We start from the raw sequence: 24,463 nt of genomic DNA on the forward strand, positions 1-24,463 counted from the left end.
GGTCACGAGGAGACCTCCGCGTAGGCGGCGACCAGCAGCGACGGGTCAGGGCCCTCCAGGACGGAGGTCTTGCCGAGACCGTCCAGGACGATGAAGCGGATCAGGTCGCCGCGCGACTTCTTGTCGATCTTCATGGCGTCCAGCAGCTTCGGCCAGGCGTCCGCGCGGTAGCTCAGCGGCAGGCCGACCGAGGCCAGCACGGTGCGGTGCCGGTCGGCCGTCTCGTCGTCCAGCCGGCCGGCCAGGCGGCCGAGTTCGGCGGCGAAGACCATGCCGATGGAGATCGCGGCGCCGTGCCGCCACTTGTACCGCTCGTTGCGCTCGATGGCGTGGCCGAGGGTGTGGCCGTAGTTGAGGATCTCGCGCTTGCCGGCCTCCTTGAGGTCCCCGGAGACCACGTCGGCCTTGACCTGGATGGCGCGGCGGATCAGCTCGACGGTGTGCGGCCCGGCCGGGGTCTTGGCGCCCTCCGGGTCGGCCTCGATCAGGTCGAGGATGGCCGGGTCGGCGATGAAGCCGCACTTGACGACCTCGGCGAGGCCGGAGACGTAGTCGTGCTTCGGCACCGTCTCCAGGGTGTCGAGGTCGGCCAGCACGCCCACCGGCGGATGGAAGGCGCCGACCATGTTCTTGCCCTCGGCGATGTTGATGCCGGTCTTGCCGCCGACGGCCGCGTCGACCATGCCGAGCAGCGTGGTGGGCATCGAGATCCAGCGGACCCCGCGCAGCCAGGTCGCGGCCACGAAGCCGGCCAGGTCGGTGGTGGCGCCGCCACCGAGGCCGACGATCACGTCGCTGCGGGTGAACCCGGTCTGGCCGAGCACCGACCAGCAGTACGCGGCGACCTCGACGCTCTTCGCGTCCTCGGCGTTGGGCACCTGCAGGACGATCGCCTCGTAGCCCTCGCCGAGCAGGTCCTCGCGGATCGCGTCGGCGGTGGCGGCCAGCGCCTCCGGGTGGATGAGCGCGACCCGCTTGGCCCCCCTTGTCCCGATACCGGGGGGTCCGATCAGCGGCGCCAGCTCGCCCAGCAGCTGGTGCCCGACCAGCACGTCGTACGGGTCGTGGCCGGCGCTGCCGCCGACGTGGATCGTGACGGTGTCACTCATGAGGGGTCTTCAGCTCCAGTGCTTCCAGTACGGCGTCCGCGACCTGTCCGGGCGTACGGCCGGCGGTGTCGACGACGGCGGTGGCCACCTCCAGGTAGAGGGGGCGGCGGGCCTCCATCAGCTCGCGCCAGCGGGCCCGCGGGTTGACGGCCAGCAGCGGGCGGGGGGCGTCCAGGCCGACCCGCTTGACCGCGTCGGCCAGCGGGACCTCCAGGAAGACCACCGGCAGCTCGTGCAGGAGCGCGCGGGTGGCCTCGGCCATGACGGCGCCGCCGCCGAGCGCGAGCACGCCGTCGTGGGTCCCGGTGGCGGCGCGCACGGCGCTCGCCTCCAGCTCGCGGAAGTGCGGCTCGCCCTCGTCGATGAAGATCTCCGGGATCGGCTTGCCGGCCAGCTGCTCGATGTCGGCGTCGGTGTCCCGGAACCCGACGCCGAGGCGCTCGGCGAGCGCCCGCCCGACCGTGGACTTGCCACTGCCGGGCGGGCCGACCAGCACCACCAGTGGCGTGGTCATCGGACGATCAGGTTGTCCAGGTAGCCCTGGACGTTGCGGCGGGTCTCGGAGACGTGGTCGCCGCCGAACTTCTCGCTCACCGCGTCGGCCAGCACCAGGGCGACCATCGCCTCGGCGACGATGCCCGCGGCCGGCACGGCACAGACGTCGGAGCGCTGGTGGTGGGCCTTGGCCGGCTCGCCGGTGCGCACGTCCAGGGTCTGCAGGGCGCGCGGGACGGTCGCGATCGGCTTCATCGCGGCGCGCACGCGCAGCAGCTCGCCGGTGGTCAGGCCGCCCTCGGTGCCGCCCGAGCGGCCGGAGGTGCGCTTGATGCCGTCGGCGGTCGGCACGATCTCGTCGTGGGCCTGGGAGCCGGGCACCCGGGCCAGGTCGAAGCCGTCGCCGACCTCGACGCCCTTGATCGCCTGAATGCCCATCAGCGCGGCGGCGAGGCGGGCGTCCAGCCGGCGGTCCCAGTGCACGTGCGAGCCGAGGCCGACCGGCACGCCGTAGGCCAGCACCTCGACCACACCGCCCAGGGTGTCGCCGTCCTTGTGGGCCTGGTCGATCTCGGCGACCATCGCCTTCGACGCGTCGGCGTCCAGGCAGCGCACCGGGTCCTCGTCGAGGCGCGCCTCGTCGGAGGGCAGCGGCAGCACGCCGGCCGGGGCCTTGGCGGCGGCCAGCTCGACCACGTGGCTGACGATCTCGATGCCGCAGGTCTCCTTCAGGTACGCGCGGGCGACGGCGCCGAGCGCGACCCGGGCGGCCGTCTCACGGGCGCTGGCGCGCTCGAGGATCGGGCGGGCCTCGTCGATCGAGTACTTCTGCATGCCGGCGAGGTCGGCGTGGCCGGGGCGCGGGCGGGTCAGCGCCTCGTTGCGGGCGAGGCCGGCCAACACCTCGGGGTCGACCGGGTCGGCCGACATGACCTGCTCCCACTTCGGCCACTCGGTGTTGCCGACCATGATCGCCACCGGGCTGCCCATGGTCTCGCCGTGGCGCACACCGCCGAGGAAGGTGACCTCGTCCTGCTCGAACTTCATCCGTGCGCCGCGACCGTAGCCGAGCCGGCGGCGCGCCAGCGCGTCGGCCACCACGGCGGTGGTGACCGGTACACCGGCGGGCAGGCCCTCCAGCGTCGCGACGAGTGCGGGGCCGTGCGACTCCCCCGCCGTCAGCCAGCGCAACGTACCCAACGGAGCTCCTTCATCAGCGGACCGGCCACGGGTGCAGCCGTGACCCGCCCGGGCGTGCCTTTGTCCCTGAATCCTTTCATGCCCCGGGCGCACCCGGGAGCAGAGTCCGGGTGACGGACAGCAACCGGCCAACCGACGGACGCAACGACCCGCGACCGGTGGCCGGACCTGCCGCAGTGGCACGAAATGCCACACGTGCATCCCGCGCCACGGCACGTCGTGCCGGCGCGGCAGGACGCGCCGCAACAGCACCCGCCGGGCCACCCCGCCCGCGTCGGCGCCCGCCCGGACCACCCCGCCTCCAGCAGCGCCCGCCCGGACCACCCCGCCCGCGTCAGCGCGCGGCGAGCGCCGCCTCGCCCGCCGCCCGGACGGCGGCCAGCGGGCCGGGCGTCCGGCCGGTGAAGCGCTCGCTCTGCAGCACCGCCTGGTGCACCAGCAGGTCCAGCCCGCCCAGCACGGTCGCACCGCGCTCGGCGCAGGCGGCGGCCAGCGCGGTCGGCCACGGGTGGTACAACACGTCGAACAGCGCACCGGGCGCGGCCGGCAGCCCGGCGGCGAAGGCGTCGGTCGCGCCGACCGGCGTGGTGGAGACGGTGAGCGGCTGGGCCAGCGCCTCGGCGCCGCGCTCCCAGTCGGCCGTCCGGACGGCGACGCCCAGCCGCTCGCCCAGCTCGGCCATCTCCCGGGCCCGCTCGGGGCTGCGCACGTAGACGGTCACCTCACCGGTGCAGATCTGGGCCAGTGCTGCCAGCGCCGAGGAGGCGGTCGCCCCGGCCCCGAGCACCGCCGCGCCCGGCACCTCGGTGATGCCGCGCTCGCGCAGCGCGTTGACCAGCCCGGGAATGTCGGTGTTGTCCCCGGTGCGCCGCCCGTCGGCGGTGAACACCACCGTGTTCACCGCCTCGACCGAGCGAGCCGTCGCGCTCACCTCGTCGAGCAGCGGGATGACCGCCCGCTTCAGCGGCATGGTGAGCGACAGGCCCGTCCACTCCGCCTCGTCCAGCCCGGCGAGGAAGCCGGGCAGCCCGGCCTCGTCCACCTCGAACCGGTCGTAGCGCCAGCCGTCCAGCCCGAGCGCCGCGAAGGCGGCCCGGTGCAGGTCCGGCGAGAGCGAGTGGGCGATCGGCGAGCCGAGAACGGCTGCCCGGTGCTTGCTGGTCAACGCTGCTTCTCCGTAGGCGAGTTACCCGCGCGGGTTACTTGGCGGTGGTGCAGTGGACGCGCACCTTGTCGAAGCCCTGGCCGGCCGCCTTGCAGTACTGCTCGACGTTGGCCGCGTGCTCCTTGTCCGTCTCCGCGAAGAGGGTGTGCGTCGCGTCCATCGCGATGAAGTACAACCACTTTCCGTCCGCCGGGTGGGTCACCGCGTTGATCGCGTCCTCGCCGGGGTTGGAGATCGGCCCGGGCGGGAGACCCGGGTTGATGTAGGTGTTGTACTTGTTGGACGCGTCGTCGATGTCCTTCTTGTCGAGTACCTTGCGGCCGAGCGAGTACTGGAGCGTGGTGTCCATGCCCAGGCGGTGCTTGATCTCGCCGTCGGCCGCGAGACGGTTCTGGATGGTCCTGGCCATCTTGGCGAAGTCGGGCGGATTGTTGCCCTCGCGCTGCAGGATGCTCGCCTCGATGACCACCTCGTAGCCGTTCTTCAGCCCTGCGGCGGAAGCCTGGGCGTCCAGGCCCTGGTACTTCTCGGTGGCGTTCTTCACCATCTGCTTGAGGAGGTCCTCGGGCTTCATGCCCTCGGCGATGTTGTACCGGGTCGGCCAGAGGAAGCCCTCGATGTTGCCGTTCGCGTACGCCGGCAGGCCGAGGTTGGCCACCTGCGCCTTGGCGACGTCCGCCGTGGTGCCCTTCGGCAGCTTCAGCTTGTCGTCGATCTTGGTGTAGACCTCGGTGGAGTTCAGGCCCTCGGGCAGCACCAGCGCGGCGCCACCGTTCTGCTCGAGCAGGGCCTGGAGGGCGGCCGAGGCCGACATCTCCTTCTTCAGCGCGTAGAAGCCGTACGGAATGGTCGTGCACTTGGGCTCTTTGTCGCAGGCCTGGGTGTACGCCTCGACGCTCTTGACCACGCCGGCGGCCTTCAGGGTCATGCCCATCTGACCACCGGTCGAGCCCTTCTTGATCTCGACCTGCACGCTGCTGGTGCCCTCGCCCTGGAAGTCCGGGGGCGGGCCGAAGTGGTCCTGGTAGAAGCCGTAGCCCCACCAGCCGGCGCCGCCGGCCACGCCGAGCAGCACCAGCGCGACCACCAGGCAGGCGCCACCGTTACGGCGCCCGGACTTCTTGCCCTTCTCCTTGCGCTTCTTCTTGCCCTCGCGGGAGTTGTCCTCCTCGCCGAGGAAGCCGCCGTTCTCGTCCTCGCCGCTGCCGGCGTAGTCGTCCTGGTGGCCGTCCCACTCGTCTTCGGCCGCCTCGGGCTCCGCCTCGGCCGGGTGGCCGCCGGCCTCCAGTGCGGCGGCCTCGGCCTCCCAGTCGATGCCGTCGGCACCGGGGCCGGCCGGGGCCGCAGCCTGCTGCTGCCGCCGGGCCGCGCGCCCACCCGGCTGCGAGACCGCACCGGGCTGACCCGCACCGGGCCCACCGGGCTGACCCGCACCGGGCCGGCCGACACCAGGCCCGCCGACGCCGGGCTGACCGGGCTGACCGGCGCCGGGCTGACCGGGCATCTGCTGCTGGGGCATGCCCTGCTGACCCGCGCCCGGCTGGGGCACCTGCTGCGGGTAGCCCTGCTGCTGGCCCTGGAACCCCTGGGGGTTCTGCTGCTGCCCCGGGAATCCCTGCTGACCCTGCTGGCCCGCCTGGCCCGGGAATCCCTGCTGACCCTGGTACCCGTGCTGGTCCTGGTAGCCCTGCTGGTCCTGGTAGCCCTGCGGCCCGGGGAAGCCCTGGCCGCCGCCCGGCACCTGGCCGCCCTGCTGCGGGTAGCCCTGCTGGCCGCCGCCGTACTGCGGCTGCTGCTGCCCCTGCGGGAACTGCTGCCCGCCGTACTGCTGCTGCGGCTGCTGCTGCGCGTACTCGGCCGGGTAGCCCTGCTGCGGGTACCCCTGCTGAGCCGGCTGCTGCATCTGCTGCGGGTACCCCTGCTGGCCACCGCCGTACTGCTGGGGCTGCTGAGCCTGCGGCTGCTGCTGCCACTGGCCGTCCTGCTGGCCGGGGACCGGCTGCTGGCCTCCGTACGCGGGATCACCGGGGTGCCACGGCTCGGAGCCCTGGGGGCCGTAGCCCCGACCCAGATCGGTCATTGATCCCCTTACACCGACGGAGACGGCCGGAGGATCGGACCGGCCGTCCCGGGACGGCGTCCCGGTTGTTTCTCGAACCGGCGTGCTACTGCATCGCCTGGAGGGAGACGTTACCGTACCGCAGACCGGTCACCGGCAGGGTCGACGCCTCGGTCAGTGCCCGCCCGGCGCAACCGGCGAGGCCTCCGCAGAACCACTCCCCGATGCCCCCGAAGCCTCCGCAGACGCACTCCCCGATGCCCCCGAAGCCTCCGCGGACGCACTCCCCGGGGAGGCCGACGCAGACGCCGACCCGCTCGCCTTGGCCGCGTTGTTGGCATTGAACTCCGCCACGTTCCGCTGCTGCACCTCGAAGCTGTCGGTGAACCGGGTGTCCCCCGGCTTCACGGTGACGAAGTAGAGCCAGTCCCCCTGCGCCGGATCGACGGCCGCCATGATCGCCTGCCGCCCCGGGTTGCCGATCGGCGTCGGCGGCAGGCCGGCGTGCAGGTAGGTGTTGTACGGCGAGTCCAGCTTGGTCTCGCCGACCGTGGTGTTCAGGGTCGAGCGGCCGAGCGCGTAGTTGATCGTGGAGTCCAGCTGCAGCGGCATGTTCTTGGCCAGCCGGTTGTAGATGACCCGGGCCACCTTGGCCATGTCCTCGGTGTTGTCCGCCTCGCCCTGGACCATGCTGGCGATGGTGACCAGCCCGTACAGGCTCTGCCCGAGATTCTGCGCGACGACGTCCGCGTCGTCCCTGGCGAACTCCTTGCCGGCCCGCTCGACCATCTGTTTCAGCAGGTCCACCGCAGTGGTGCCGTCGGTCACGCTGTAGGTCGCGGGGAAGAGGTACCCCTCGGGGCTGCCCTTGGCGAACTCCGGCAGGCCCAGCTCGCCGGCCTGCTCCTGGGCCGCCTTCTGGGCGGTGCCCGCGGGCAGGTCCAGCTTCTTGTCGATCGCCGCGTAGATCTGGTTGCCGCGCCACCCCTCGGGGATGGTCAGGCCGTTGGCGTTGGCGGGGTCGACCAGGATCGCCAGCGCCGCGGCCGCCGACATCTTCTGCTTCAGCGTGTACGTGCCCGGCTGGATCCGCCCCGCGGCGGCCGCGCTCCCCTTCGCCGCCCGAGTGAAGGCGAGCGAGCTGGCCACCACGCCGTTGCGCACCAGCGCGGCGGCGATCTGGGAGAGCCCGGCGCCCTCGGGCACCGAGACCTGGACCTGGCCGCTGCCCGCCCCCGCGAAGTCGGCTGCGGCCGGCGGCTTCTGCTGCCCCCGCAGCCAGGTGTAACCGGTCAGGCCGATGCCGCCGAAGACGGCGACGAGGGCGAGCGCGGTCAGCCCGCACGCCAGGCCGTTGCGCCGGCGGTGTGGATCGGGTGCATCGGGGCGGGGCCGGGGCGTGCCCGGCGCGCGGCCCTCCGGTTCCATCACCGGCGCACCGAGGTGGCCGGGCGTGAGCCCCGGGGTGAAGTCCAGGTCGGTCATTGCGCCCCCTCGGCGGTCCCGGAAACGGAGCGAGGGGCCCGTGCGGACGCGTCCGCACGGGCCCCTCACCGGGACGTTAGACCAGACCGATCAGCCGACCGCCTCGACGCTCTCGCCCGGCGGCCGCCCGCTCACCCGTTCGGACTCAAGGGCGGTCTGCAGGATCACCACCGCGGCGGCCTGGTCGACCACCGAGCGGCCCTTCTTCGCCTTGACCCCGGAGGCCCGCAGGCCGTGGGTCGCGGCGACGGTGGACATCCGCTCGTCGACCAGCCGCACCGGCACCGGGTAGAGCCGGTTGGCCAGCCGGGTGGCGTAGGCCCGGACCTTCTCGGCCGCCGGGCCCTCCTTGCCGCTGAGCGAGCGCGGCAGCCCGACGATCACCTCGATCGCGTCGTACTCCTCGGCGATCGCGGCGATCCTGGCCTGCGACTTCACCCCGGCGGGGACGGTCTCCACCGGCGTGGCGAGCACCCCGTCGGGGTCGCAGGACGCGACCCCGATCCGGGCGTCACCGACGTCGACGGCGATCCGCCGCCCCCGCCGGAAGGGGGGCCGTTCCGCCTGGGGTTCGTCGACCATCAGTTGGCGCGCTCCGCGACCAGGCCGCGCACCGCGGCGATGGCCTCGCCGACCGCGCCCGGGTTGGAGCCGCCGCCCTGGGCGACGTCGTCCTTGCCACCACCGCCGCCGCCGAGGGTCTTGGCGGCGACCCGGACCAGCTCGCCGGCCTTGATGCCGCGCCCGCGGGCGTCCTCGTTGGTCGCGATCACGGTCAGCGGGCGGTCGTTGGCCACGGTGAAGGCGGCGACGACGGCCGGGCGCGCGCCGAGGCGGCCGCGCACGTCCAGGACCAGCTTGCGCAGCTCGTCCGCGCCGGTGCCGTCGGCGACCTGGGCGGCCACCACGGCGATGCCCTGCACGTCCTCGGCCGCGTCGGCCAGGCCCGCCGCGGCGGCAAGGACCTTCTCCGCACGGAAGCGCTCGATCTCCTTCTCGGCGTCCTTGAGCTTGGCGAGCATGCCCGAGATCTTCTCCGGCAGCTCCTCCGGGCGGCCCTTGACCAGCTCGGTCAGCTGGGAGACCACGGTGTGCTCACGGGCCAGGAACTTGTACGCGTCCACGCCGACCAGCGCCTCGACACGGCGCACGCCGGAGCCGATCGAGGACTCGCCGAGCAGCTTCACCAGGCCCAGCTGGGCGGTGTTGCCGACGTGCGTGCCGCCGCAGAGCTCCTTGGAGAAGTCGCCGATGGTGACGACCCGGACCTCGTCGCCGTACTTCTCGCCGAACATGGCGATGGCGCCGGCCTTGCGGGCCTGGTCCATCGTCATGACCTCGGCGGTGACGTCCAGCTCGCGGGTGAGCACGTCGTTGATCTTCTGCTCGACGTCGACCAGCACGGTGCCGGGCACGGCGGCGGGCGAGCCGAAGTCGAAGCGGAAGCGGCCGGGGGCGTTCTCGGAGCCGGCCTGGGCGGCCGTCGGGCCGAGCGCGTCGCGCAGCGCCTGGTGGGTCAGGTGGGTGGCCGAGTGGGCGCGGGCGATCGCCCGGCGGCGGTCCACGTCGATGGTGGCGTACGCGGAGGCGCCGAGCACGACCTCGCCGAACAGCACGCCGCCGGAGTGCACGATGACGCCCGGAACGGGCTGCTGCACGTCGCGGATCTCCACCACGGCGCCGGAGTCCAGCCGGATCCGGCCGTGGTCGGCGAGCTGGCCGCCGCCCTCGGCGTAGAACGGGGTGCGGTCGAGGATGATCTCGACCTCGTCGCCCTCGCTCGCGGCCGGCGCCGGGAGGCCGTCCACCAGCAGGCCGACGACGGTGGCCTCACCCTCGGTGAGCTTGTAGCCGGTGAAGACGCTGGCGCCGGACTTGTCGGCGACCTCGCGGTACGCGGCGACGTCGGCGTGGCCCATCTTCTTGGCCTTGGCGTCCGCCTTGGCGCGGTCCCGCTGCTCTTGCATGAGCCGGCGGAAGCCGGCCTCGTCCACCTGGAGGCCCTGCTCCTCGGCCATCTCCAGGGTGAGGTCGATCGGGAAGCCGTAGGTGTCGTGCAGCTTGAACGCCTGCTCGCCGGAGAGCACCGCGCCGCCGGCCTGCTTGGTCTCGGTGACGGCGGTGTCCAGCAGGCTGGTGCCGGCCTTCAGGGTCTGCAGGAAGGCCGCCTCCTCGCCGGCGACGACCGTCTCGATCCGCTTGCGGTCGGTCTCCAGCTCCGGGTACTGCGGGGCCATCGCCTTGATGGCGGTGTCCGTCAGGTCCTTGGCGACCACGCCGGTGGCGCCCAGCAGGCGCATGTTGCGGATGGCGCGGCGCAGGATGCGGCGCAGCACGTAGCCGCGGCCCTCGTTGCCGGGGGTGACGCCGTCGCCGATGAGCATCAGCGCGGTGCGGATGTGGTCGGTGACCACGCGCAGCGAGACGTCCGACTTGTGGTCGGCGCCGTAGGTGTGGCCGGTCAGCTCGGCGGCGCGGTCGAGGATCATCCGGCTGGTGTCGATCTCGAAGAGGTTGTCGACGCCCTGGAGGATGGCGGCGAGGCGCTCCAGGCCGAGGCCGGTGTCGATGTTCTTGCTCGGCAGGTCGCCGAGGATCTCGAAACCGTCCTTGCCGTCACCGTGGCCGCGCTCGTACTGCATGAAGACCAGGTTCCAGATCTCCAGGTAGCGCTCGCCGTTGACGGCCGGGCCGCCCTCCTCGCCGTACGCGGGGCCGCGGTCGTAGTTGATCTCCGAGCACGGGCCGCACGGGCCGGGGACGCCCATCGACCAGAAGTTGTCCTTCATGCCGAGGCGCTGGATGCGCTCGGACGGCACGCCGATGACGTCCCGCCAGATCTGCTCGGCCTCGTCGTCGTCCTTGTAGACGGTGATCCAGAGCTTCTCCTTCTCCAGGCCGTAGCCACCGTCCGCGACGGGGGTGGTGAGCAGCTCCCAGGCGAACTTGATGGCTCCTTCCTTGAAGTAGTCACCGAAGGAGAAGTTGCCGCACATCTGGAAGAAGGAGCCGTGCCGGGTGGTCTTCCCGACCTCCTCGATGTCCAGGGTGCGCACGCACTTCTGGACGCTGGTGGCGCGCGAGAACTGCGGCTTGACCTCGCCCAGGAAGTACGGCTTGAAGGGCACCATGCCGGCGTTGACCAGCAGCAGGGTGGGGTCGTCGGCGACCAGGGACGCCGACGGAACGACGGTGTGGCCGCGCTCCTCGAAGAAGCGCAGCCAGCGGCGGCGGATCTCTGCCGACTCCATTAGTGGTCCTTCCGGTTCGGGGTACCGCCCGGCTGCGGCAGCGCGCGGCGGGGCGTCTTTTCGACGGCTTCGGGGGTGTTGCGGGCACTGCTGGACGGAGGCAGGGCGGCGGCCGGGCTGCCGGGCGCCGCCGAGATAGCTCGGTACTGGGGCTCGCGCGAGGGGGGCAGCCCGGAGCGCTTCCCGGGAAGCCCGGCGGCCCCGCGGCGGCGGGGCTCGACGACGGCGGTGCCGTCCAGTCCGAGGTCCTCGCGCAGCTGCTCCTCGCGCTCGGCCATGCCGGCCTTCACGTCCTGCGCGAAGCGCTTCGCCGCGTCGCCCAGGTGCAGCGCACCGCGCGCGGCGGTGCCGGAGAGGCTGTCCGGGGTGAGCCGGTGGACGGCCTCGTTGGCCTTGTTCATGGCCCAGACGGTGGCGCCGGCGCCGACCGCCATCCAGAAGATGCGTCGCACCATGCCGTCAGCCCCTCACCGCACGCCGGACCCGGGCGAGCAGGCCGCTCCTGGGCGCCGTCGCGGCGCGCACCTCGGCCCGGATCAGCCGGGCCAGCTCCTCGCGCTCGCCCGGCTGGGTGGGCAGCGTCAGGGTGCCGTTCTGCTTGGCGACGGCCTTGCGGACGCCGTAGCTGAAGGCCGCGACCTTGACCAGCGGCCCGCCCAGGGTGGCCGCGACGGTGGAGGAGAGCGCATTGGCGTTGGCGGCGGCGTCCTGCACGTTGGCGGTGATCTCGTCCACCCGCTCCAGCTGCTCGTTGGCGCTGCGCACGGCGGCGCCCGCGTCGGTCAGCAGCGGCACGGCCTGTTCGGTGACGGCGGAGACCAGGACGGTGGCCTCCTTGAGCACCCGCGAGAGCCGGACGAGGACGACGGCGAGCAGGGTGACCAGGACCGCCCAGAAGACGGCGACGAGCAACCCGGCCAGCTCTCCCACGGACACCTTGTGCGCTCCCTCGCCTTGCTGTTCTCCGAGGGAACCCTATCGCGCCGACGCCGGGTTTCCCGACCGGGTTGTCGCCCGTCGGGCTCCCGCGATCCGGTCGGGTGTGCGAGCCGTCCGCGTAACCTCCGGCTGGTCACCTCGTTCCACCGGGCGGGCCGTCGCCAGGGCGGTCCGAGCGACGTCCGGGCCGTGAGGGTCCGGGCCCGGACCCGGGAGCATCGGTTGGCCGGCGACTCGACAGCGGAGCCGAGAGGGACGGCGGCGCGGCGGACACCGGCACCCGGCCGGCTGCCCGCGGAGGTGACCAGTTTCGTCGGGCGGCAGGAGGAGCTGACCGCCCTGGCCGGGCTGCTGACCGCCTCCCGGCTGGTGACGGTGACCGGGCCGGGCGGGGTGGGCAAGAGCCGGCTGGCGGTGCGCGCGGCGGCCCGGGCGGCCGGCGCCTTCCCGGACGGCACCTGGCTGGTGGAGGTGGCCTCGGTGCAGGACCCGCTGCTGCTCGGCCACGCGGTGCTGGAGGCGCTGCGGCTGACCGACGGCACCGCTCGGGCGCCCCTGGACGTCCTGACCGAGCAGCTGGCCGGGCGTCGGCTGCTGATCGTGCTGGACGGCTGCGAGCACCTGGTGCAGCCCTGCGCCGAGCTGGCCGACACGCTGCTGCGGGCGGTGCCGGGCCTGCGGGTGCTGGCCACCAGCCGGGAGGCGCTGCGCGCCTCGGGCGAGCACCTGCTGACGCTGGCGCCGCTGCCGGTCGGCGCCGTCCGCCCCGGCGTGCTGCCGGACGCGGTGCGGCTGTTCGCCGACCGGGCGCGGGCGGTGCTGCCGTCCTTCGAGATCACCCCGGCCACCGCCGAGGGGATCGCCCAGCTCTGCCGCCGGCTGGACGGCATCCCGCTGGCCGTGGAGCTGGCGGCCGGCCGGCTGCGCGCGCTGTCGGTGGAGCAGATCAGCGCCCGGCTGGACGACCGCTTCCGGCTGCTCACCGGCGGGTCCAGAACGGCGCTGCCGCGCCATCAGACGCTGCGGACGACGATCGGCTGGAGCCACGAGCTCTGCACGGTGCAGGAACGTTTACTCTGGGCCCGCCTCTCGGTCTTCGCCGGCAGCTTCGACCTGGAGGCCGCCGAGTACGTCTGCGCCGGCGAGGGCCTCGAACCGGACGGGCTGCTCGACCTGCTGACCGAGCTGATCAACAAGTCGGTGGTCATGCGACTGGGGGCACCTCCCGGCCGGACCGGCGCGGAGAGCGCCGTCGGCGTCCGCTTCCGGCTGCTGGACACGCTGCGCGAGTACGGCGGGCACTGGCTGCGCGCCGCCGGCGAGGAGCAGCGGCTGCTGCGCCGCCACCGCGACTGGTACCTGGGCGTGGCCACCTGGGGCGAGGTCGAGTGGTTCGGCCCCCGGCAGGCCGAGACCGCCGAGCGGACCGGGCTCGCCCACCCCAACCTCCGTGCGGCGCTGGAGTTCTGCCTCGCCGAACCGGGCGAGGAGCAGCTCGCCCTCCTGCTGGCCGGCACGCTCTGGTTCTACTGGGTCGGCTGCGGCCACCTCGGCGAAGGCCGGCACTGGCTGGACCGCGCGCTCGCCCTCGCCCCCCAGCCGACCGAGGCCCGCGCCAAGGCGCTCTGGGTCACCGGCTACATGGCCACCCTCCAGGGCGACCTGGCCTCCGCCCGCCCCGCCCTGGAGGAGTGCCGCCGTCAGGCGCTGGACACCGGCGACGACCGGGCGCTCGCCTACGCCGTCCACCGGCAGGGCTGCGCGGCGCTGATCGGCGACGAACCGGCCCGCGCCGCCGAGCTGTTCGAGGAGGCGCTCTGGCACTACCGGACCATCGGCGAGCTGAACAGCAACGTCCTGATGGCCATGTTCGAGCTGGGCATCGCGTACCTCTTCCAGGGCGACCAGGAGAGCGGCGACCTCTGGCTCGGCCAGGTTCGCGAGCACTGCGAGGAGCACGGCGAGCAGTGGGCGTACGCGTACGGGCTGTACGCGCTGGCGTACTCGCACTGGCTGAACGGCGAGATCCGGCCGGCCCGCGCGCAGGCCCGGGAGAGCGTCCGGCTCAACCACCTCTTCCGCGACCTGCTCGGCATCGTGCTGGCGATCGACCTGCTGGCGCTGCTGGAGACCGAGCCGGCCGGCCCGGGTGAGCCGGGCGACCTGCGCGAGGCCCGGGTGCTGCAGGGCGCCGCGCACCGCATCTGGCAGGCCGTGGGCAAGCCGTTCTTCGGCTCGCGCACCTTCAACGGCCCGCACCGGGAGTGCGAGGAGCGGGCCAGGGCCGGCCTGACCGCGCAGGAGTTCACCGACTGGTTCGACTGCGGCACCCGGCTGGACCTCGACGCCGCCGTCCACCTCGCCCTCGGCGGCGACGGCCGGACGGACGGCCCGGGGCCGCTGCCCGGCCCCTTCCCGGTGCCGCCGGCGCCCCGCCCGTCACCGGTCAGGAATAGTTGAAACTTGTCCATTGCTCAACCGGGCAGCACCACTCGGCACCGGCGCACCGGTACCGGCGCCGAGCAGACCCGGAAGGAGCAGTCGTGGCCATCCACACCGCCGCCGACGAGTACCGCCTCGCGAAGTTCCACTTCGAGTCCAAGGCCTACTCCGACGCCGCCCGCATGCTGGAGGGCGTCCTCGCCGAGGAGCCGGCCAACCTCGCGGTCCGGCTGCTGCTGGCCCGCAGCTACTACCACTCGGCCCAGCTCTCCCGGGCCGAGGCGGAGCTGCGGCGCATCCTCGACGCCGCCCCGGCCGAGGACTACGCCCGGCTGATGCTCGGCCGGACGCTGGAGCGCCAGGGCCGTCCCGAGGAGGCCCGCCCGCACCTGCGGCTGGCCGCCGCGATGACCGGCGAGGACATCTGAGAGGACATCTGAGCAGCCCGGTCCCGCCCCGGGCCAAGGGGCGCACCGGTGCCGAAAGCGAGAGGCCGAGGAAGCGACCGACGCGGGAGGGAGCGCGGGAGCGATGAGCGTCGGCGCCGGGTCCGAGCACCCGGAGGCGAGCGGGCGAGTCACAGCAAAGGGGCGAGCCCCCGCCGCCTCGAAAGGCGGCGGGGGCTCGCTGGGTACGGCAGGCGTACCGCTCGCGGGTCAGCGCGAGTAGTACTCGACGACGAGCTGCTCGTCACAGATCACCGGGACCTCCTTGCGCTGCGGCGCACGGTCCAGGCGGAAGGCCAGGGCCTTCAGGTTGACCTCGAGGTACTTCGGGGTCTGGCCCTCGCCCGCGTAGCCACCCTCACGGGCGACCTGGAACGGGACCTTCTCCTTGCTGCGCTCGCGCACAGTCACCACGAAGCCCGGCTTCATCTGGTACGACGGCTTGTTGACCTTGCCGCCGTTGACCTCGATGTGGCCGTGGACGACCATCTGGCGGGCCTGGTAGATGGTGCGGGCAATGCCCGAACGCAGCACCAGGGAGTCCAGACGGGTCTCCAGCTCGGCGACGAGCGCCTCACCGGTCTTGCCCTCGGCCTTCTTGGCGCGGTCGAACGCGCGCGCCATCTGCTTCTCGCTCAGGTCGTACTGGGCGCGCAGACGCTGCTTCTCGAGCAGACGGACCTTGTAGTCCGAGTTCTGCTTGCGGCCACGGCCGTGCTGGCCGGGCGGGTACGGGCGGGCCTCGAAGTACTTGACGGACTTCGGGGTCAGCGGCACGCCGAGCGCACGCGCGATCTTGACCTTGGGACGCTTCTGGTTCGCCATGAACCAAACCTTCCTTGCTTACGAATACGGCTTCACCAGGTGTTGACGGAGGTCGCTCGTCGCGGTCCGGAGGAAAACCGCACCGCCCACGGGCAGTGTGGTCAGCCGTTCTCCGAGGCCGGGCACGGAAGTGCTTGCACACGAGTGGCCCACCGAACCGGGGTTGGTGGGCTGCACGCGACACCGAAACGGTGCGCGACGCTCCTGAAGACCCCGCGAGGGGTCTACCGCCGGTGCCCCGCTGGTGCGGCCGGTCGGTCAGGGTCTCCCCTGCCGCCGTCCCGGGACACGGCACTCCGCACGAGTATACCCGCAGCTTTCGCGGCGGGTTCCCCACCCGTCACTCGCCCCTGAGCCGGCCCCTGGTCCACTCCACGATGTCCGCGTACCGGGCCTCCCCGCCGTGCCGGGTCGGCTGGTAGTACGCCTTGCCGTGCACCGCGTCCGGCGCGTACTGCTGCGCCGCGATGCCCTCCGGAAGATCGTGCGGGTACTGGTAGCCCTGGCCGTGCCCGAGCTTGCCGGCGCCGCCGTAGTGCGCGTCCCGCAGGTGCGGCGGCACCGCGCCGGCCAGGCCCTGCCGGACGTCCGTCAGCGCCGCGTCGATCGCCAGGTAGGCCGCGTTGGACTTGGGCGCGAGCGCCAGTGCGATCGCCGCCTGGGAGAGGATGATCCGCGCCTCCGGGAAGCCGATCAGCGCCACCGCCTGGGCCGCCGCCACCGCCGTGGTCAGCGCGGTCGGGTCGGCCAGGCCGACGTCCTCGCTGGCCGAGATCATCAGCCGCCGGGCGATGAACCTCGGGTCCTCCCCCGCCTCGATCATCCGGGCCAGGTAGTGCAGGGTGGCGTCGACGTCGCTGCCCCGGATCGACTTGATCAGCGCGCTGGCGACGTCGTAGTGCTGGTCGCCGTCCTTGTCGTACCGGACGGCCGCCTGGTTGACCGCCGTCTCGGTGGTGGCCAGGGTGATGGTCGCCTCGCCCTTCTCCAGCGCCGCCCCCGCCGCCGCCTCCAGCGTGGTCAGCGCCCGCCGGGCGTCCCCGCCGGCCAGGCGGACGAGGTGGTCCTCCGCCTCCCCGGACAGCTCCAGCGCGCCCTCCAGGCCACGCTCGTCGGTCACCGCGCGGCGCAGCAGGGCGCGGATGTCCTCGTCGGTCAGCGACTCCAGGGTGAGCAGCAGCGAGCGCGACAGCAGCGGGGAGATCACCGAGAAGTACGGGTTCTCCGTGGTCGCGGCGATCAGGGTGACCCAGCGGTTCTCCACCGCGGGCAGCAGCGAGTCCTGCTGGGCCTTGGAGAAGCGGTGGATCTCGTCCAGGAAGAGCACCGTCTCCTTGCCGCTCATGCCGACCGCCCGGCGTGCGCCCTCGATGACCGCGCGGACCTCCTTGACGCCCGCGGTGATCGCCGACAGCTCGACGAAACGCCCCTCGACGGCCTGGCTGATCACGTGCGCGAGCGTGGTCTTGCCGGTGCCGGGCGGGCCCCAGAGGATCACCGAGCTGGTGGCCGCCGGCCCGCGCGAGCCGGCCACGAGGCGGCGCAGCGGTGAGCCGGGCTTCAGCAGCTGCCGCTGCCCGGCCACCTCGTCCAGGGTGCGCGGACGCATCCGTACGGCGAGCGGGGCCCGTCCGGGCTCCTTGGCCTGGCGTTCCTCGGCGGCGGCGGTGAAGAGGTCCGGTTCGTCCACACCGGAAGCCTATGCGAGGGCGCCGACAGGCCCGCCCGGCCGTGACCGCTACGGCTGCTGCGGAAGGTCCAGCAGGATGGCCTCGAACTCCTCCAGTGACTGCAGGACGGCGCCGCCGGCGGCCACGGCCCGCGTCCGGGCCTCCGCGACCGGGCCGCGGGAGGCCACCAGGGCGGCCTTGTCGGCGAAGAGAAGACCGACCGCACCGCGCTCGTCCTCGGAGTTGATCAGCATGGAGCCGCCGAGGAACCCGTCGATGCGCTGCATCGCGGGCAGCGCCCCCTCGCGGAACGCGGCGGCCACCTGGTCGGCCTGCGCCCGGCCGAGGTCGAACTTGGTCAGCCGGAACCAGGCGCCCGGGGCGGCCTGGGCGGGCCGGGCGGCGACCACGGCCTCCCAGTGCTCCTGGGTGGCCGTCCCCCCGAACGGCGCCAGCAGCTCCGCGCGCCGCCCGCGCAGCTGCGCGTCGCTGTCCCGTTCCGCCTGCTCGCTCTCCCACCAGGAACCCATGGTGATGATGCCGAGTTCCCGGTTGGCGAACAGGCCGTAGCCCCGGTAGCCGGGCTGCGCGGACAGCAGGCCGACCGCCTCGGCGCGCAGCCCCTCGAGGGTCCGGTCGAGCCTGGCCGGGTCACCGGTCGCGTAGACGGTGCGAACGAACATGGGCGGGTCTCCTGACGTCCGGCGGGCGCCGCGGCGGGCGTCCGCGCGTTCACGGGCACGTCCATCGCACGCTCCGGGACCGCCGACGGCAACGCCGCGGGGCCGTTCGGAGGAGGCGCTATCCGATCCCCGCCGCGTGGTCCGGCACGTACTTCTGCAGGTCGCGCGGCGGCCGCTGGTAGCCCCGGGGGCGCGGGCGGAGCGGCAGCTCGATCCGGGGCGGGGTCACCTCGCGGTACGGGAGGGTGGAGAGCAGGTGGGCGATCATGTTGATCCGGGCCCGCCGCTTGTCGTCGCTCTCCACGACGTTCCACGGCGAGTCCGGGATGTCGGTGTGGACGAACATCTCGTCCTTGGCCCGCGAGTAGTCCTCCCAGCGGGTGATCGACTCGACGTCCATCGGTGAGAGCTTCCAGCGCTTCATCGGGTCCTCCAGCCGGCCCCGGAAGCGCAGTTGCTGCTCCGTGTCGCTGACCGAGAACCAGTACTTTCGCAGCAGGATGCCGGCCTCGGTCAGCATCCGCTCGAACATCGGGCACTGGTGCAGGAACTGCCAGTACTCCTCGTCCGTGCAGAAGCCCATCACCCGCTCGACCCCGGCCCGGTTGTACCAGCTGCGGTCGAACAGCACGATCTCCCCGGCGGCCGGCAGCTGCTCGACGTACCGCTGGAAGTACCACTGGCCGCGCTGGCGTTCGGTGGGGGCGGGCAGCGCCACGACCCGGGCGATGCGCGGGTTCAGATACTCCGTCACCCGCTTGATCGCGCCGCCCTTGCCGGCCGCGTCGCGCCCCTCGAAGACGACCACCAGCCGGGCGCCCTCGGCGCGCACCCACTCCTGGAGCTTCACGAGTTCGTTCTGGAGCCGCAGCAGCTCCCGCTCGTACGGCTTCCTCGGCAGTCGCTCCGGAGGGCGGGCTCGGTCACGCTCGGGCCTGGCTGCCACCTGGGTGCCTCCGTCCGGAGAGTGCTGATGACCACTCACCGTAGGCGCTGCGCCCCGTGTCCGCAGGCCGGGGGCAAAACGGCAGCGGCAGCGGCGGCCCCCTGAACCGCCGCTGCCGGACTCCCCCGTGGGCCGGCCCGAGGGCCGAGTGATCAACCTTGTCCCAGACCTGCCGGGCCGGTCCAATATCCCGTTCCATAACCTTGGGGCATGGATGTGGACACCCGACTGCTGCGCAGCTTCGCCGCGGTCTGCGAGGAGGGGCAGCTGACCGCCGCCGCGGCCCGGCTGTTCGTCTCCCAGCCGACGCTGACCAAGCAGATCCGCCAGCTGGAGGCGCTGCTCGGGGTGGAGCTGTTCGAGCGGTCCCGCCGGGGCATGGCACCGACCCCGGCGGGCCGGGCCCTGGCCGAGCGCGCTGGCCCGATGCTGGCGGACTGGGACGACGCGCTGCGCGCCACCAGGGCGGCGGCGGCCGAGCAGGGCTCGACGCTGCGGGTGGGCTTCGAGGGCGGCACGATCAACGTGATGACCCGGAGCACCGTGGCGGACTTCACCCGGCGGATGCCCGGCTGGCAGGTGGAGCTGCGGCAGAACAACTGGTTCGACCCCACCTCGGGGCTGGCCACCGGGGAGATCGACCTGACGCTCTGGCACGCCCCGCCGTCGATGTCCGAGCACTACAACGTCGCGGTGCTGGGCGAGGAGCCGCGGTGCGCGGCGCTGCCGGCCGGACACCGGCTGGCCGGGCGGGCAGTGATCGACTTCGAGGAGCTGCTGGACGAGCCCTTCGTGGCGATACCGCACGAGGCCGGGCACTGGCGCGACTACTGGCTCGCGGTCCGGGAGCGGGACGGGCGGCCGGTGCGGATCGGCGCGGTGGCGCACAACACCGACGAATGGCTGGCCGCGGTGGTGTGCGGCCAGGGCATCGGCTTCGCCCCGGAGACGATGAGCCGGCTGGCGGCGCGGGAGGACGTCGCGTACCGGCCGGTGCGGGGACTGAGCCCCAGCCTGGTCGGGCTGTACTGGCCGAAGGAGCGGGAACTGACCCAGGCGATGGCCGCGTTCGTGCAGAGCTGCCGGGCGACGGTCGGCCCCCCGCCGGGCGGGAGTCCCGCCCGCAGGAACGGCGCCGACCGGGCGCCCTAGACGGCCTCGAACGGCTCCGGGTAGCGGCAGAGCCCACGCGGGCCGTCGTCGTACGCGGGCAGGGCGAGCGCCTGGAAGTAGGCCTCCGGCACCTCGAACGGGCCGGTGACCTCGTGCTGCCGGGCCGGCAGGAAGCCGAACCGGCCGTAGTAGCCCGGGTCGCCGAGCACCACGACGAGCTTCTCGCCCGCCACCTCGGCGGCGGCCAGCGCGGCCCGGACGACCAGCTCGCCGACGCCCTTGCGCTGCCACTCCGGCGCGACCGCGACCGGCGCGAGCGCCAGGCCCGGGCCGTCGCCGACCCACAGCCGGGTGAGCAGCGCATGGCCGACGACCAGGCCGGCCTCGTCCACCGCGACCAGCGACAGGCCGGGCAGCCAGGCGGGGTCGCGGCGCAGCGCGTCCACCAGGTCGGCCTCGTCAGGGCCGGGGAACGCGGCCATGTGGACCCGTCTGGTGGCGGGCGCGTCGTCCGGACACTCGACTCTGGTGCTGACCTTCATGGGGGGAAGCCTCTCTCCGTCGCACACCGTTGTGGACCGGCCCCGGACGGCAGGTGCGCCGTCCGGGGCCGTGAAAGGTTAGCCGATGGGACGTCAGGCCTTGGGCTGGGCCTCGGACTTGGCGTCGGCCTTCGCGTCCTCGCGGACCTTCGGCTGGGCGTCGACGCCGGCCTCGCGGCGCTGCGCCGGGGTGATCGGCGTGGGGGCGCCGGTCAGCGGGTCGCCGCCGGTGGACGTCTTCGGGAACGCGATGACGTCCCGGATGGTGTCGTACCCGCCGAGCAGCGTGACGATCCGGTCGAGGCCGAAGGCGACGCCACCGTGCGGCGGCGGGCCGTAGTTGAAGGCGTCCAGCAGGAAGCCGAACTGCGAGGCCGCCTCCTCCTCGGAGAGGCCGATCGCGTCGAACGCCCGCTTCTGCACGTCCCGCTGGTGGATACGGATCGAACCGCCGCCCAGCTCCGAGCCGTTGAGGACCAGGTCGTAGGCGTTGGAGAGCGCCGAGCCCGGGTCGGTGTCGAAGGTGGCGAGCGACTCGGCGGTCGGGGCGGTGAAGGGGTGGTGCACCGCGTGCCAGCCCTGGAACTCGCCCTTGTCGTCCTCGATCGGCTCGAACATCGGGAAGTCGACGACCCAGAGGAAGGCCCACTGGGACTCGTCGATCAGCTCGCAGCGGCGGCCGATCTCCAGGCGGGCGGCGCCGAGCAGCTCCTGCGAGGGGCGCTGCTTGCCGGCCGCGAAGAAGATCGCGTCACCGTTCTTGGCGCCGGCGGCGGCGGCCAGGCCGGCCAGGTGCTCGGCGGAGAGGTTCTTGGCGACGGGGCCGCGCAGCTCGCCGGTCTCGGCGTCGATGACGACGTAGGCGAGGCCGCGGGCGCCGCGCGCCTTGGCCCAGTCCTGCCAGGCGTCGAGCGCCTTGCGCGGCTGCGAGGCGCCGCCGGGCATGACCACGGCGCCGACGTACGGGGCCTGGAAGACGCGGAACTCGGTGCCCTTGAAGTACTCGGTGAGGTCGGTGAGTTCCTGGCCGAAGCGGACGTCCGGCTTGTCGGAGCCGTAGCGGGCCATGGCGTCCGCGTAGGTCATCCGGGGCAGCGGGTTCGGGATCTCGTACCCGTGCACCTCGCGCCAGATCGAGCCGACGATCTTCTCGCCGAGGGCCAGGACGTCCTCCTGGTCGACGAACGAGGCCTCGATGTCCAGCTGGGTGAACTCCGGCTGCCGGTCGGCGCGGAAGTCCTCGTCGCGGAAGCAGCGGGCGATCTGGTAGTACCGCTCCATGCCGGCCACCATCAGCAGCTGCTTGAACAGCTGGGGCGACTGCGGCAGCGCGTACCAGTGGCCGGGCTGGAGGCGGACCGGGACGAGGAAGTCGCGGGCGCCCTCGGGGGTGGAGCGGGTGAGGTACGGCGTCTCGATGTCGAGGTAGTCGTTCTCCTCCATCACCCGGCGGATGATGTTGTTGACCTTCGAGCGCAGCCGCAGGCCCTTGGCCGGGCCCTCACGGCGCAGGTCCAGGTAGCGGTAGCGGAGCCGGACCTCCTCGTTGACCGTGCCGGGCTCGTACTCGGCGACCGGGAAGGGCAGCGGGGCGGCCTCGGAGAGCACCTCGATCTCGCTGACGACGACCTCGACGGCGCCGGTCGGGATGTCCGGGTTCTCGTTGCCCTCGGGGCGCACCCGGACGTCGCCGACGACCTTGACGCAGTACTCGGCGCGCAGGCCGTGCACCGAGTCGAGGTCGCGGACCACGATCTGCACGGTGCCGGAGGCGTCGCGCAGGTCGATGAAGGCCACGCCGCCGTGGTCGCGGCGGCGGGCGACCCAGCCGGCCAGGGTGACGGTGGTGCCTGCGTGCTCCGGGCGGAGCGTGCCCGCGTCGTGCGTGCGGATCACAGCTGCTTCTCCTTCAGGGTGGTGACGAGTGCGTCGAGGGCGACGGGGTTCTGCTCGCCGGTGGTCAGGTCCTTGAGCTGGACGACGCCGTCGGCGAGGTCCCGGTCACCGGCGAGCATGGCGAAGCGGGCGCCGGAACGGTCCGCGGACTTCATCGCGTTCTTGATGCCCTTGACGCCGAAGGCGAGGTCGGTGGCGACGCCCTCGCGGCGCAGCTCGACCACCTTGGCGAAGAGGACGTTCTTCGCTTCGTCGCTCAGGGCGACGGCGTAGACGGAGGTGGTGGAGGGCAGGTCGAGGACGACGCCCTCGGCCTCCATCGCCAGGTAGGTGCGGTCGACGCCCAGGCCCCAGCCGACGGACGGCAGCGCCGGGCCGCCGAGCATCTCGGAGAGGCCGTCGTAGCGGCCGCCGCCGCCGATCGCGGACTGCGCGCCGAGGCCGTTGTGCACGAACTCGAAGGTGGTGCGGGTGTAGTAGTCCAGCCCGCGGACCAGCTTGGGGTCGTCGGTGAAGGGCACGCCGGCGGCGGTGAGCAGCTCGCGGACCTTCTCGTCGTAGGCCTTGCACTCCTCGCAGAGGTAGTCGCGCAGCCTGGGGGCGTCGGTCAGCTGAGCCTGGACGGAGTCGCGCTTGTCGTCCAGCACCCGCAGCGGGTTGATCTCGGCGCGGCGGCGGGTGTCCTCGTCGAGGTCCAGGCCGGCCAGGAACTCGATCAGCGCGGCGCGGTAGAGCGGCCGGCACTGCTTGTCGCCGAGGCTGTTGATCAGCAGCGAGTAGTCGGCGAGGCCCAGCGAGCGGAAGGCGTCGTCGGCCAGGATGATCAGCTCGGCGTCCAGCGCCGGGTCCTCCGCGCCGATCGCCTCGGCGCCGACCTGGGCGAACTGGCGGTAGCGGCCGGCCTGCGGGCGCTCGTAGCGGTAGAAGGAGCCGGAGTACCAGAGCTTGACCGGCAGGTTGCCCAGCTTGTGCAGGTTGGCCTGCAGGGTGGCGCGGACCACCGACGCGGTGCCCTCGGGGCGCAGCGCGAGGTCCTCCTTGCCGCGCTTGGTGAGCGAGAACATCTCCTTGGTGACGATGTCCGTCGACTCGCCGACACCGCGGGAGAACAGCTTGACGTCCTCGAAGACCGGGGTCTCGATGTAGCCGTAGCCGGCCCGGCGCAGCGGCGCGCTGAGGCGCTCGCGGATCGCCAGGAAGGTCGCGGAGCTGGGGGGCAGCAGGTCGTAGGTGCCCTTGGGGGCGGTGAAGGTGCTCAACTTCTCTTCCGTCACATTCCTCGTCGCGGGAAGGCCGGAGCGCCCTGCGCTCCCGCCGCCTGCCTGAGGTAGGGGTTGGTGGCGCGCTCACGGCCGATGGTGGTCTGTCCGCCGTGGCCGGAGAGGACCACGGTCGCGTCGTCGAGGGGCAGGCACACCCGGGCCAGCGACTGCATGATCGCCTCGCTGTCCCCGCCCGGGAGATCCGTACGCCCGATGGAGCCGGCGAAGAGCAGGTCGCCCGAGAAGAGCACCGGGGGCAGATCCTCGGCGCCGGGCGTCCGGAACGTCACCGACCCCTTGGTATGGCCGGGCGCGTGGTCGACGGTGAGCTTCAGGCCGGCCAGGTCGAGCACGCTGCCGTCGGTGAGCTCGCGCACGTCGTCGGGCTCGCCGACGGTGAGCTCGCCCATCAGCTGGGTGCCGAGCGAGCGGCCGAGCGCCTTCTCCGGGTCGGCCATCATGTAGCGGTCCTCGGGGTGGATCCACGCCGGGACGCCCTTGGCGCCGCAGACCGGGACGACCGAGGCGATGTGGTCGATGTGGCCGTGGGTGAGCACGACCGCGACGGGCTTGAGCCGGTGCTCGCGGATCAGCTCGTCGACGCCGTGGGCGGCCTGGTGGCCGGGGTCGACGATGACGCACTCCTCGCCCGGCGCCGGAGCGACCAGGTAGCAGTTGGTGCCCCAGGCTCCAGCGGGGAATCCGGCGATGAACACGCGCGTCCTTCGTGACTCGGTCGGCAGTGGCGGCTACGGGATGCGGCTACACGAGGTGGTGTAAGCGCAGCCTACCGGCGGTCCGGGTCCGGTTGCGAACCAGATAGGGGTGACAGGACCACTCGTCCTGACAGGTTCACCGCGTTCTTACAGCCGCGGTACCTACACTTGGCCATCGATGGATGCGATGATCCGCTCCAGCATCCGTACACAAGTCCA

The 24,463-nt window shown here is 72.8% G+C and carries 21 protein-coding genes; 3 read left to right on the top strand and 18 right to left on the bottom strand.

Features of this window, described 5'->3' with window-relative positions:
- Window positions 1-2: 2 nt before the first annotated feature.
- From aroB to ACZ3YO_RS04855, 10 genes are all read right to left on the bottom strand, one after another.
- The gene (gene aroB / locus ACZ3YO_RS04810; protein WP_465564849.1) at window positions 3-1,109 is read right to left on the bottom strand and encodes a 3-dehydroquinate synthase; all 1,107 of its coding nucleotides are present in this window, start codon (window positions 1,107-1,109) and stop codon (window positions 3-5) included.
- Window positions 1,102-1,623 (bottom strand): shikimate kinase, encoded by a 522-nt coding sequence (locus ACZ3YO_RS04815; RefSeq protein WP_465544072.1) that lies wholly within the window; start codon window positions 1,621-1,623, stop codon window positions 1,102-1,104. Before ACZ3YO_RS04815 ends, aroB begins: the two co-directional genes overlap by 8 nt.
- On the bottom strand, window positions 1,620-2,804 hold the full coding sequence (aroC, locus tag ACZ3YO_RS04820; protein WP_396321663.1) for a chorismate synthase: 1,185 nt from the start codon (window positions 2,802-2,804) through the stop codon (window positions 1,620-1,622). The genes ACZ3YO_RS04815 and aroC overlap by 4 nt, the downstream gene beginning before the upstream one ends.
- A gap of 334 nt (window positions 2,805-3,138) precedes the next feature.
- Window positions 3,139-3,969, bottom strand: coding sequence for a shikimate dehydrogenase (locus tag ACZ3YO_RS04825; protein ID WP_465564853.1), 831 nt, complete (start codon window positions 3,967-3,969; stop codon window positions 3,139-3,141).
- Between the two features lie 34 nt (window positions 3,970-4,003).
- Entirely contained in the window at window positions 4,004-6,049 is a 2,046-nt protein-coding gene (gene mltG / locus ACZ3YO_RS04830) for an endolytic transglycosylase MltG (RefSeq protein ID WP_465564856.1), read from the bottom strand.
- Between the two features lie 153 nt (window positions 6,050-6,202).
- Window positions 6,203-7,513, bottom strand: a complete 1,311-nt coding sequence (gene mltG, locus ACZ3YO_RS04835; protein WP_465564858.1) for an endolytic transglycosylase MltG — start codon at window positions 7,511-7,513, stop codon at window positions 6,203-6,205.
- 90 nt (window positions 7,514-7,603) lie between these two features.
- A complete protein-coding gene (gene ruvX / locus ACZ3YO_RS04840; RefSeq protein WP_465564861.1) occupies window positions 7,604-8,095 on the bottom strand; it encodes a Holliday junction resolvase RuvX in 492 nt (163 codons plus the stop codon).
- Window positions 8,095-10,764: an alanine--tRNA ligase gene (gene alaS / locus ACZ3YO_RS04845; RefSeq protein WP_465564863.1), complete on the bottom strand. Its 2,670-nt coding sequence runs from the start codon at window positions 10,762-10,764 to the stop codon at window positions 8,095-8,097. The genes ruvX and alaS overlap by 1 nt, the downstream gene beginning before the upstream one ends.
- Window positions 10,764-11,219 (bottom strand): DUF6167 family protein, encoded by a 456-nt coding sequence (locus tag ACZ3YO_RS04850; protein WP_465564866.1) that lies wholly within the window; start codon window positions 11,217-11,219, stop codon window positions 10,764-10,766. Before ACZ3YO_RS04850 ends, alaS begins: the two co-directional genes overlap by 1 nt.
- A 4-nt stretch (window positions 11,220-11,223) precedes the next feature.
- Window positions 11,224-11,700: a DUF948 domain-containing protein gene (locus ACZ3YO_RS04855; RefSeq protein WP_396321671.1), complete on the bottom strand. Its 477-nt coding sequence runs from the start codon at window positions 11,698-11,700 to the stop codon at window positions 11,224-11,226.
- Between the two features lie 303 nt (window positions 11,701-12,003).
- Here ACZ3YO_RS04855 and ACZ3YO_RS04860 point away from each other — a divergent pair, with 303 nt between their 5' ends.
- Both ACZ3YO_RS04860 and ACZ3YO_RS04865 read left to right on the top strand, forming a co-directional pair.
- Window positions 12,004-14,163: an ATP-binding protein gene (locus tag ACZ3YO_RS04860; protein ID WP_465564869.1), complete on the top strand. Its 2,160-nt coding sequence runs from the start codon at window positions 12,004-12,006 to the stop codon at window positions 14,161-14,163.
- 89 nt (window positions 14,164-14,252) lie between these two features.
- Window positions 14,253-14,573 (top strand): tetratricopeptide repeat protein, encoded by a 321-nt coding sequence (locus tag ACZ3YO_RS04865; RefSeq protein WP_465565232.1) that lies wholly within the window; start codon window positions 14,253-14,255, stop codon window positions 14,571-14,573.
- A gap of 228 nt (window positions 14,574-14,801) precedes the next feature.
- Here the strand turns inward: ACZ3YO_RS04865 and rpsD are convergent, their stop codons facing one another.
- The 4 genes from rpsD to ppk2 all read right to left on the bottom strand — a co-directional run bounded on the left by rpsD (window position 14,802) and on the right by ppk2 (window position 18,715).
- On the bottom strand, window positions 14,802-15,416 hold the full coding sequence (rpsD, locus tag ACZ3YO_RS04870; RefSeq protein WP_063346792.1) for a 30S ribosomal protein S4: 615 nt from the start codon (window positions 15,414-15,416) through the stop codon (window positions 14,802-14,804).
- 340 nt (window positions 15,417-15,756) lie between these two features.
- Entirely contained in the window at window positions 15,757-17,106 is a 1,350-nt protein-coding gene (locus ACZ3YO_RS04875) for a replication-associated recombination protein A (protein ID WP_465564872.1), read from the bottom strand.
- Window positions 17,107-17,154: 48 nt separating this feature from the next.
- On the bottom strand, window positions 17,155-17,769 hold the full coding sequence (locus tag ACZ3YO_RS04880) for an antibiotic biosynthesis monooxygenase (protein ID WP_465564874.1): 615 nt from the start codon (window positions 17,767-17,769) through the stop codon (window positions 17,155-17,157).
- A 118-nt stretch (window positions 17,770-17,887) separates the two neighbouring features.
- Entirely contained in the window at window positions 17,888-18,715 is an 828-nt protein-coding gene (gene ppk2 / locus ACZ3YO_RS04885) for a polyphosphate kinase 2 (protein WP_465564877.1), read from the bottom strand.
- A 210-nt stretch (window positions 18,716-18,925) separates the two neighbouring features.
- Here ppk2 and ACZ3YO_RS04890 point away from each other — a divergent pair, with 210 nt between their 5' ends.
- A complete protein-coding gene (locus tag ACZ3YO_RS04890; RefSeq protein ID WP_465564879.1) occupies window positions 18,926-19,867 on the top strand; it encodes a LysR family transcriptional regulator in 942 nt (313 codons plus the stop codon).
- Here ACZ3YO_RS04890 and ACZ3YO_RS04895 read toward each other — a convergent pair.
- The 4 genes from ACZ3YO_RS04895 to ACZ3YO_RS04910 form a co-directional block, all read right to left on the bottom strand.
- Window positions 19,864-20,370 carry a GNAT family N-acetyltransferase gene (locus ACZ3YO_RS04895; protein ID WP_465564882.1) on the bottom strand — a complete coding sequence of 169 codons (507 nt, stop codon included), beginning with the start codon at window positions 20,368-20,370 and terminating at the stop codon, window positions 19,864-19,866. The genes ACZ3YO_RS04890 and ACZ3YO_RS04895 overlap by 4 nt on opposite strands.
- A 93-nt stretch (window positions 20,371-20,463) precedes the next feature.
- Window positions 20,464-22,266: an aspartate--tRNA ligase gene (aspS, locus tag ACZ3YO_RS04900; protein ID WP_465564885.1), complete on the bottom strand. Its 1,803-nt coding sequence runs from the start codon at window positions 22,264-22,266 to the stop codon at window positions 20,464-20,466.
- The gene (gene hisS, locus ACZ3YO_RS04905; RefSeq protein WP_465564888.1) at window positions 22,263-23,525 is read right to left on the bottom strand and encodes a histidine--tRNA ligase; all 1,263 of its coding nucleotides are present in this window, start codon (window positions 23,523-23,525) and stop codon (window positions 22,263-22,265) included. The genes aspS and hisS overlap by 4 nt, the downstream gene beginning before the upstream one ends.
- 11 nt (window positions 23,526-23,536) lie before the next feature.
- Window positions 23,537-24,244 carry an MBL fold metallo-hydrolase gene (locus ACZ3YO_RS04910; RefSeq protein ID WP_465564891.1) on the bottom strand — a complete coding sequence of 236 codons (708 nt, stop codon included), beginning with the start codon at window positions 24,242-24,244 and terminating at the stop codon, window positions 23,537-23,539.
- Window positions 24,245-24,463: the final 219 nt, after the last annotated feature.

The organism is Kitasatospora sp. NPDC022785, assembly GCF_055561295.1.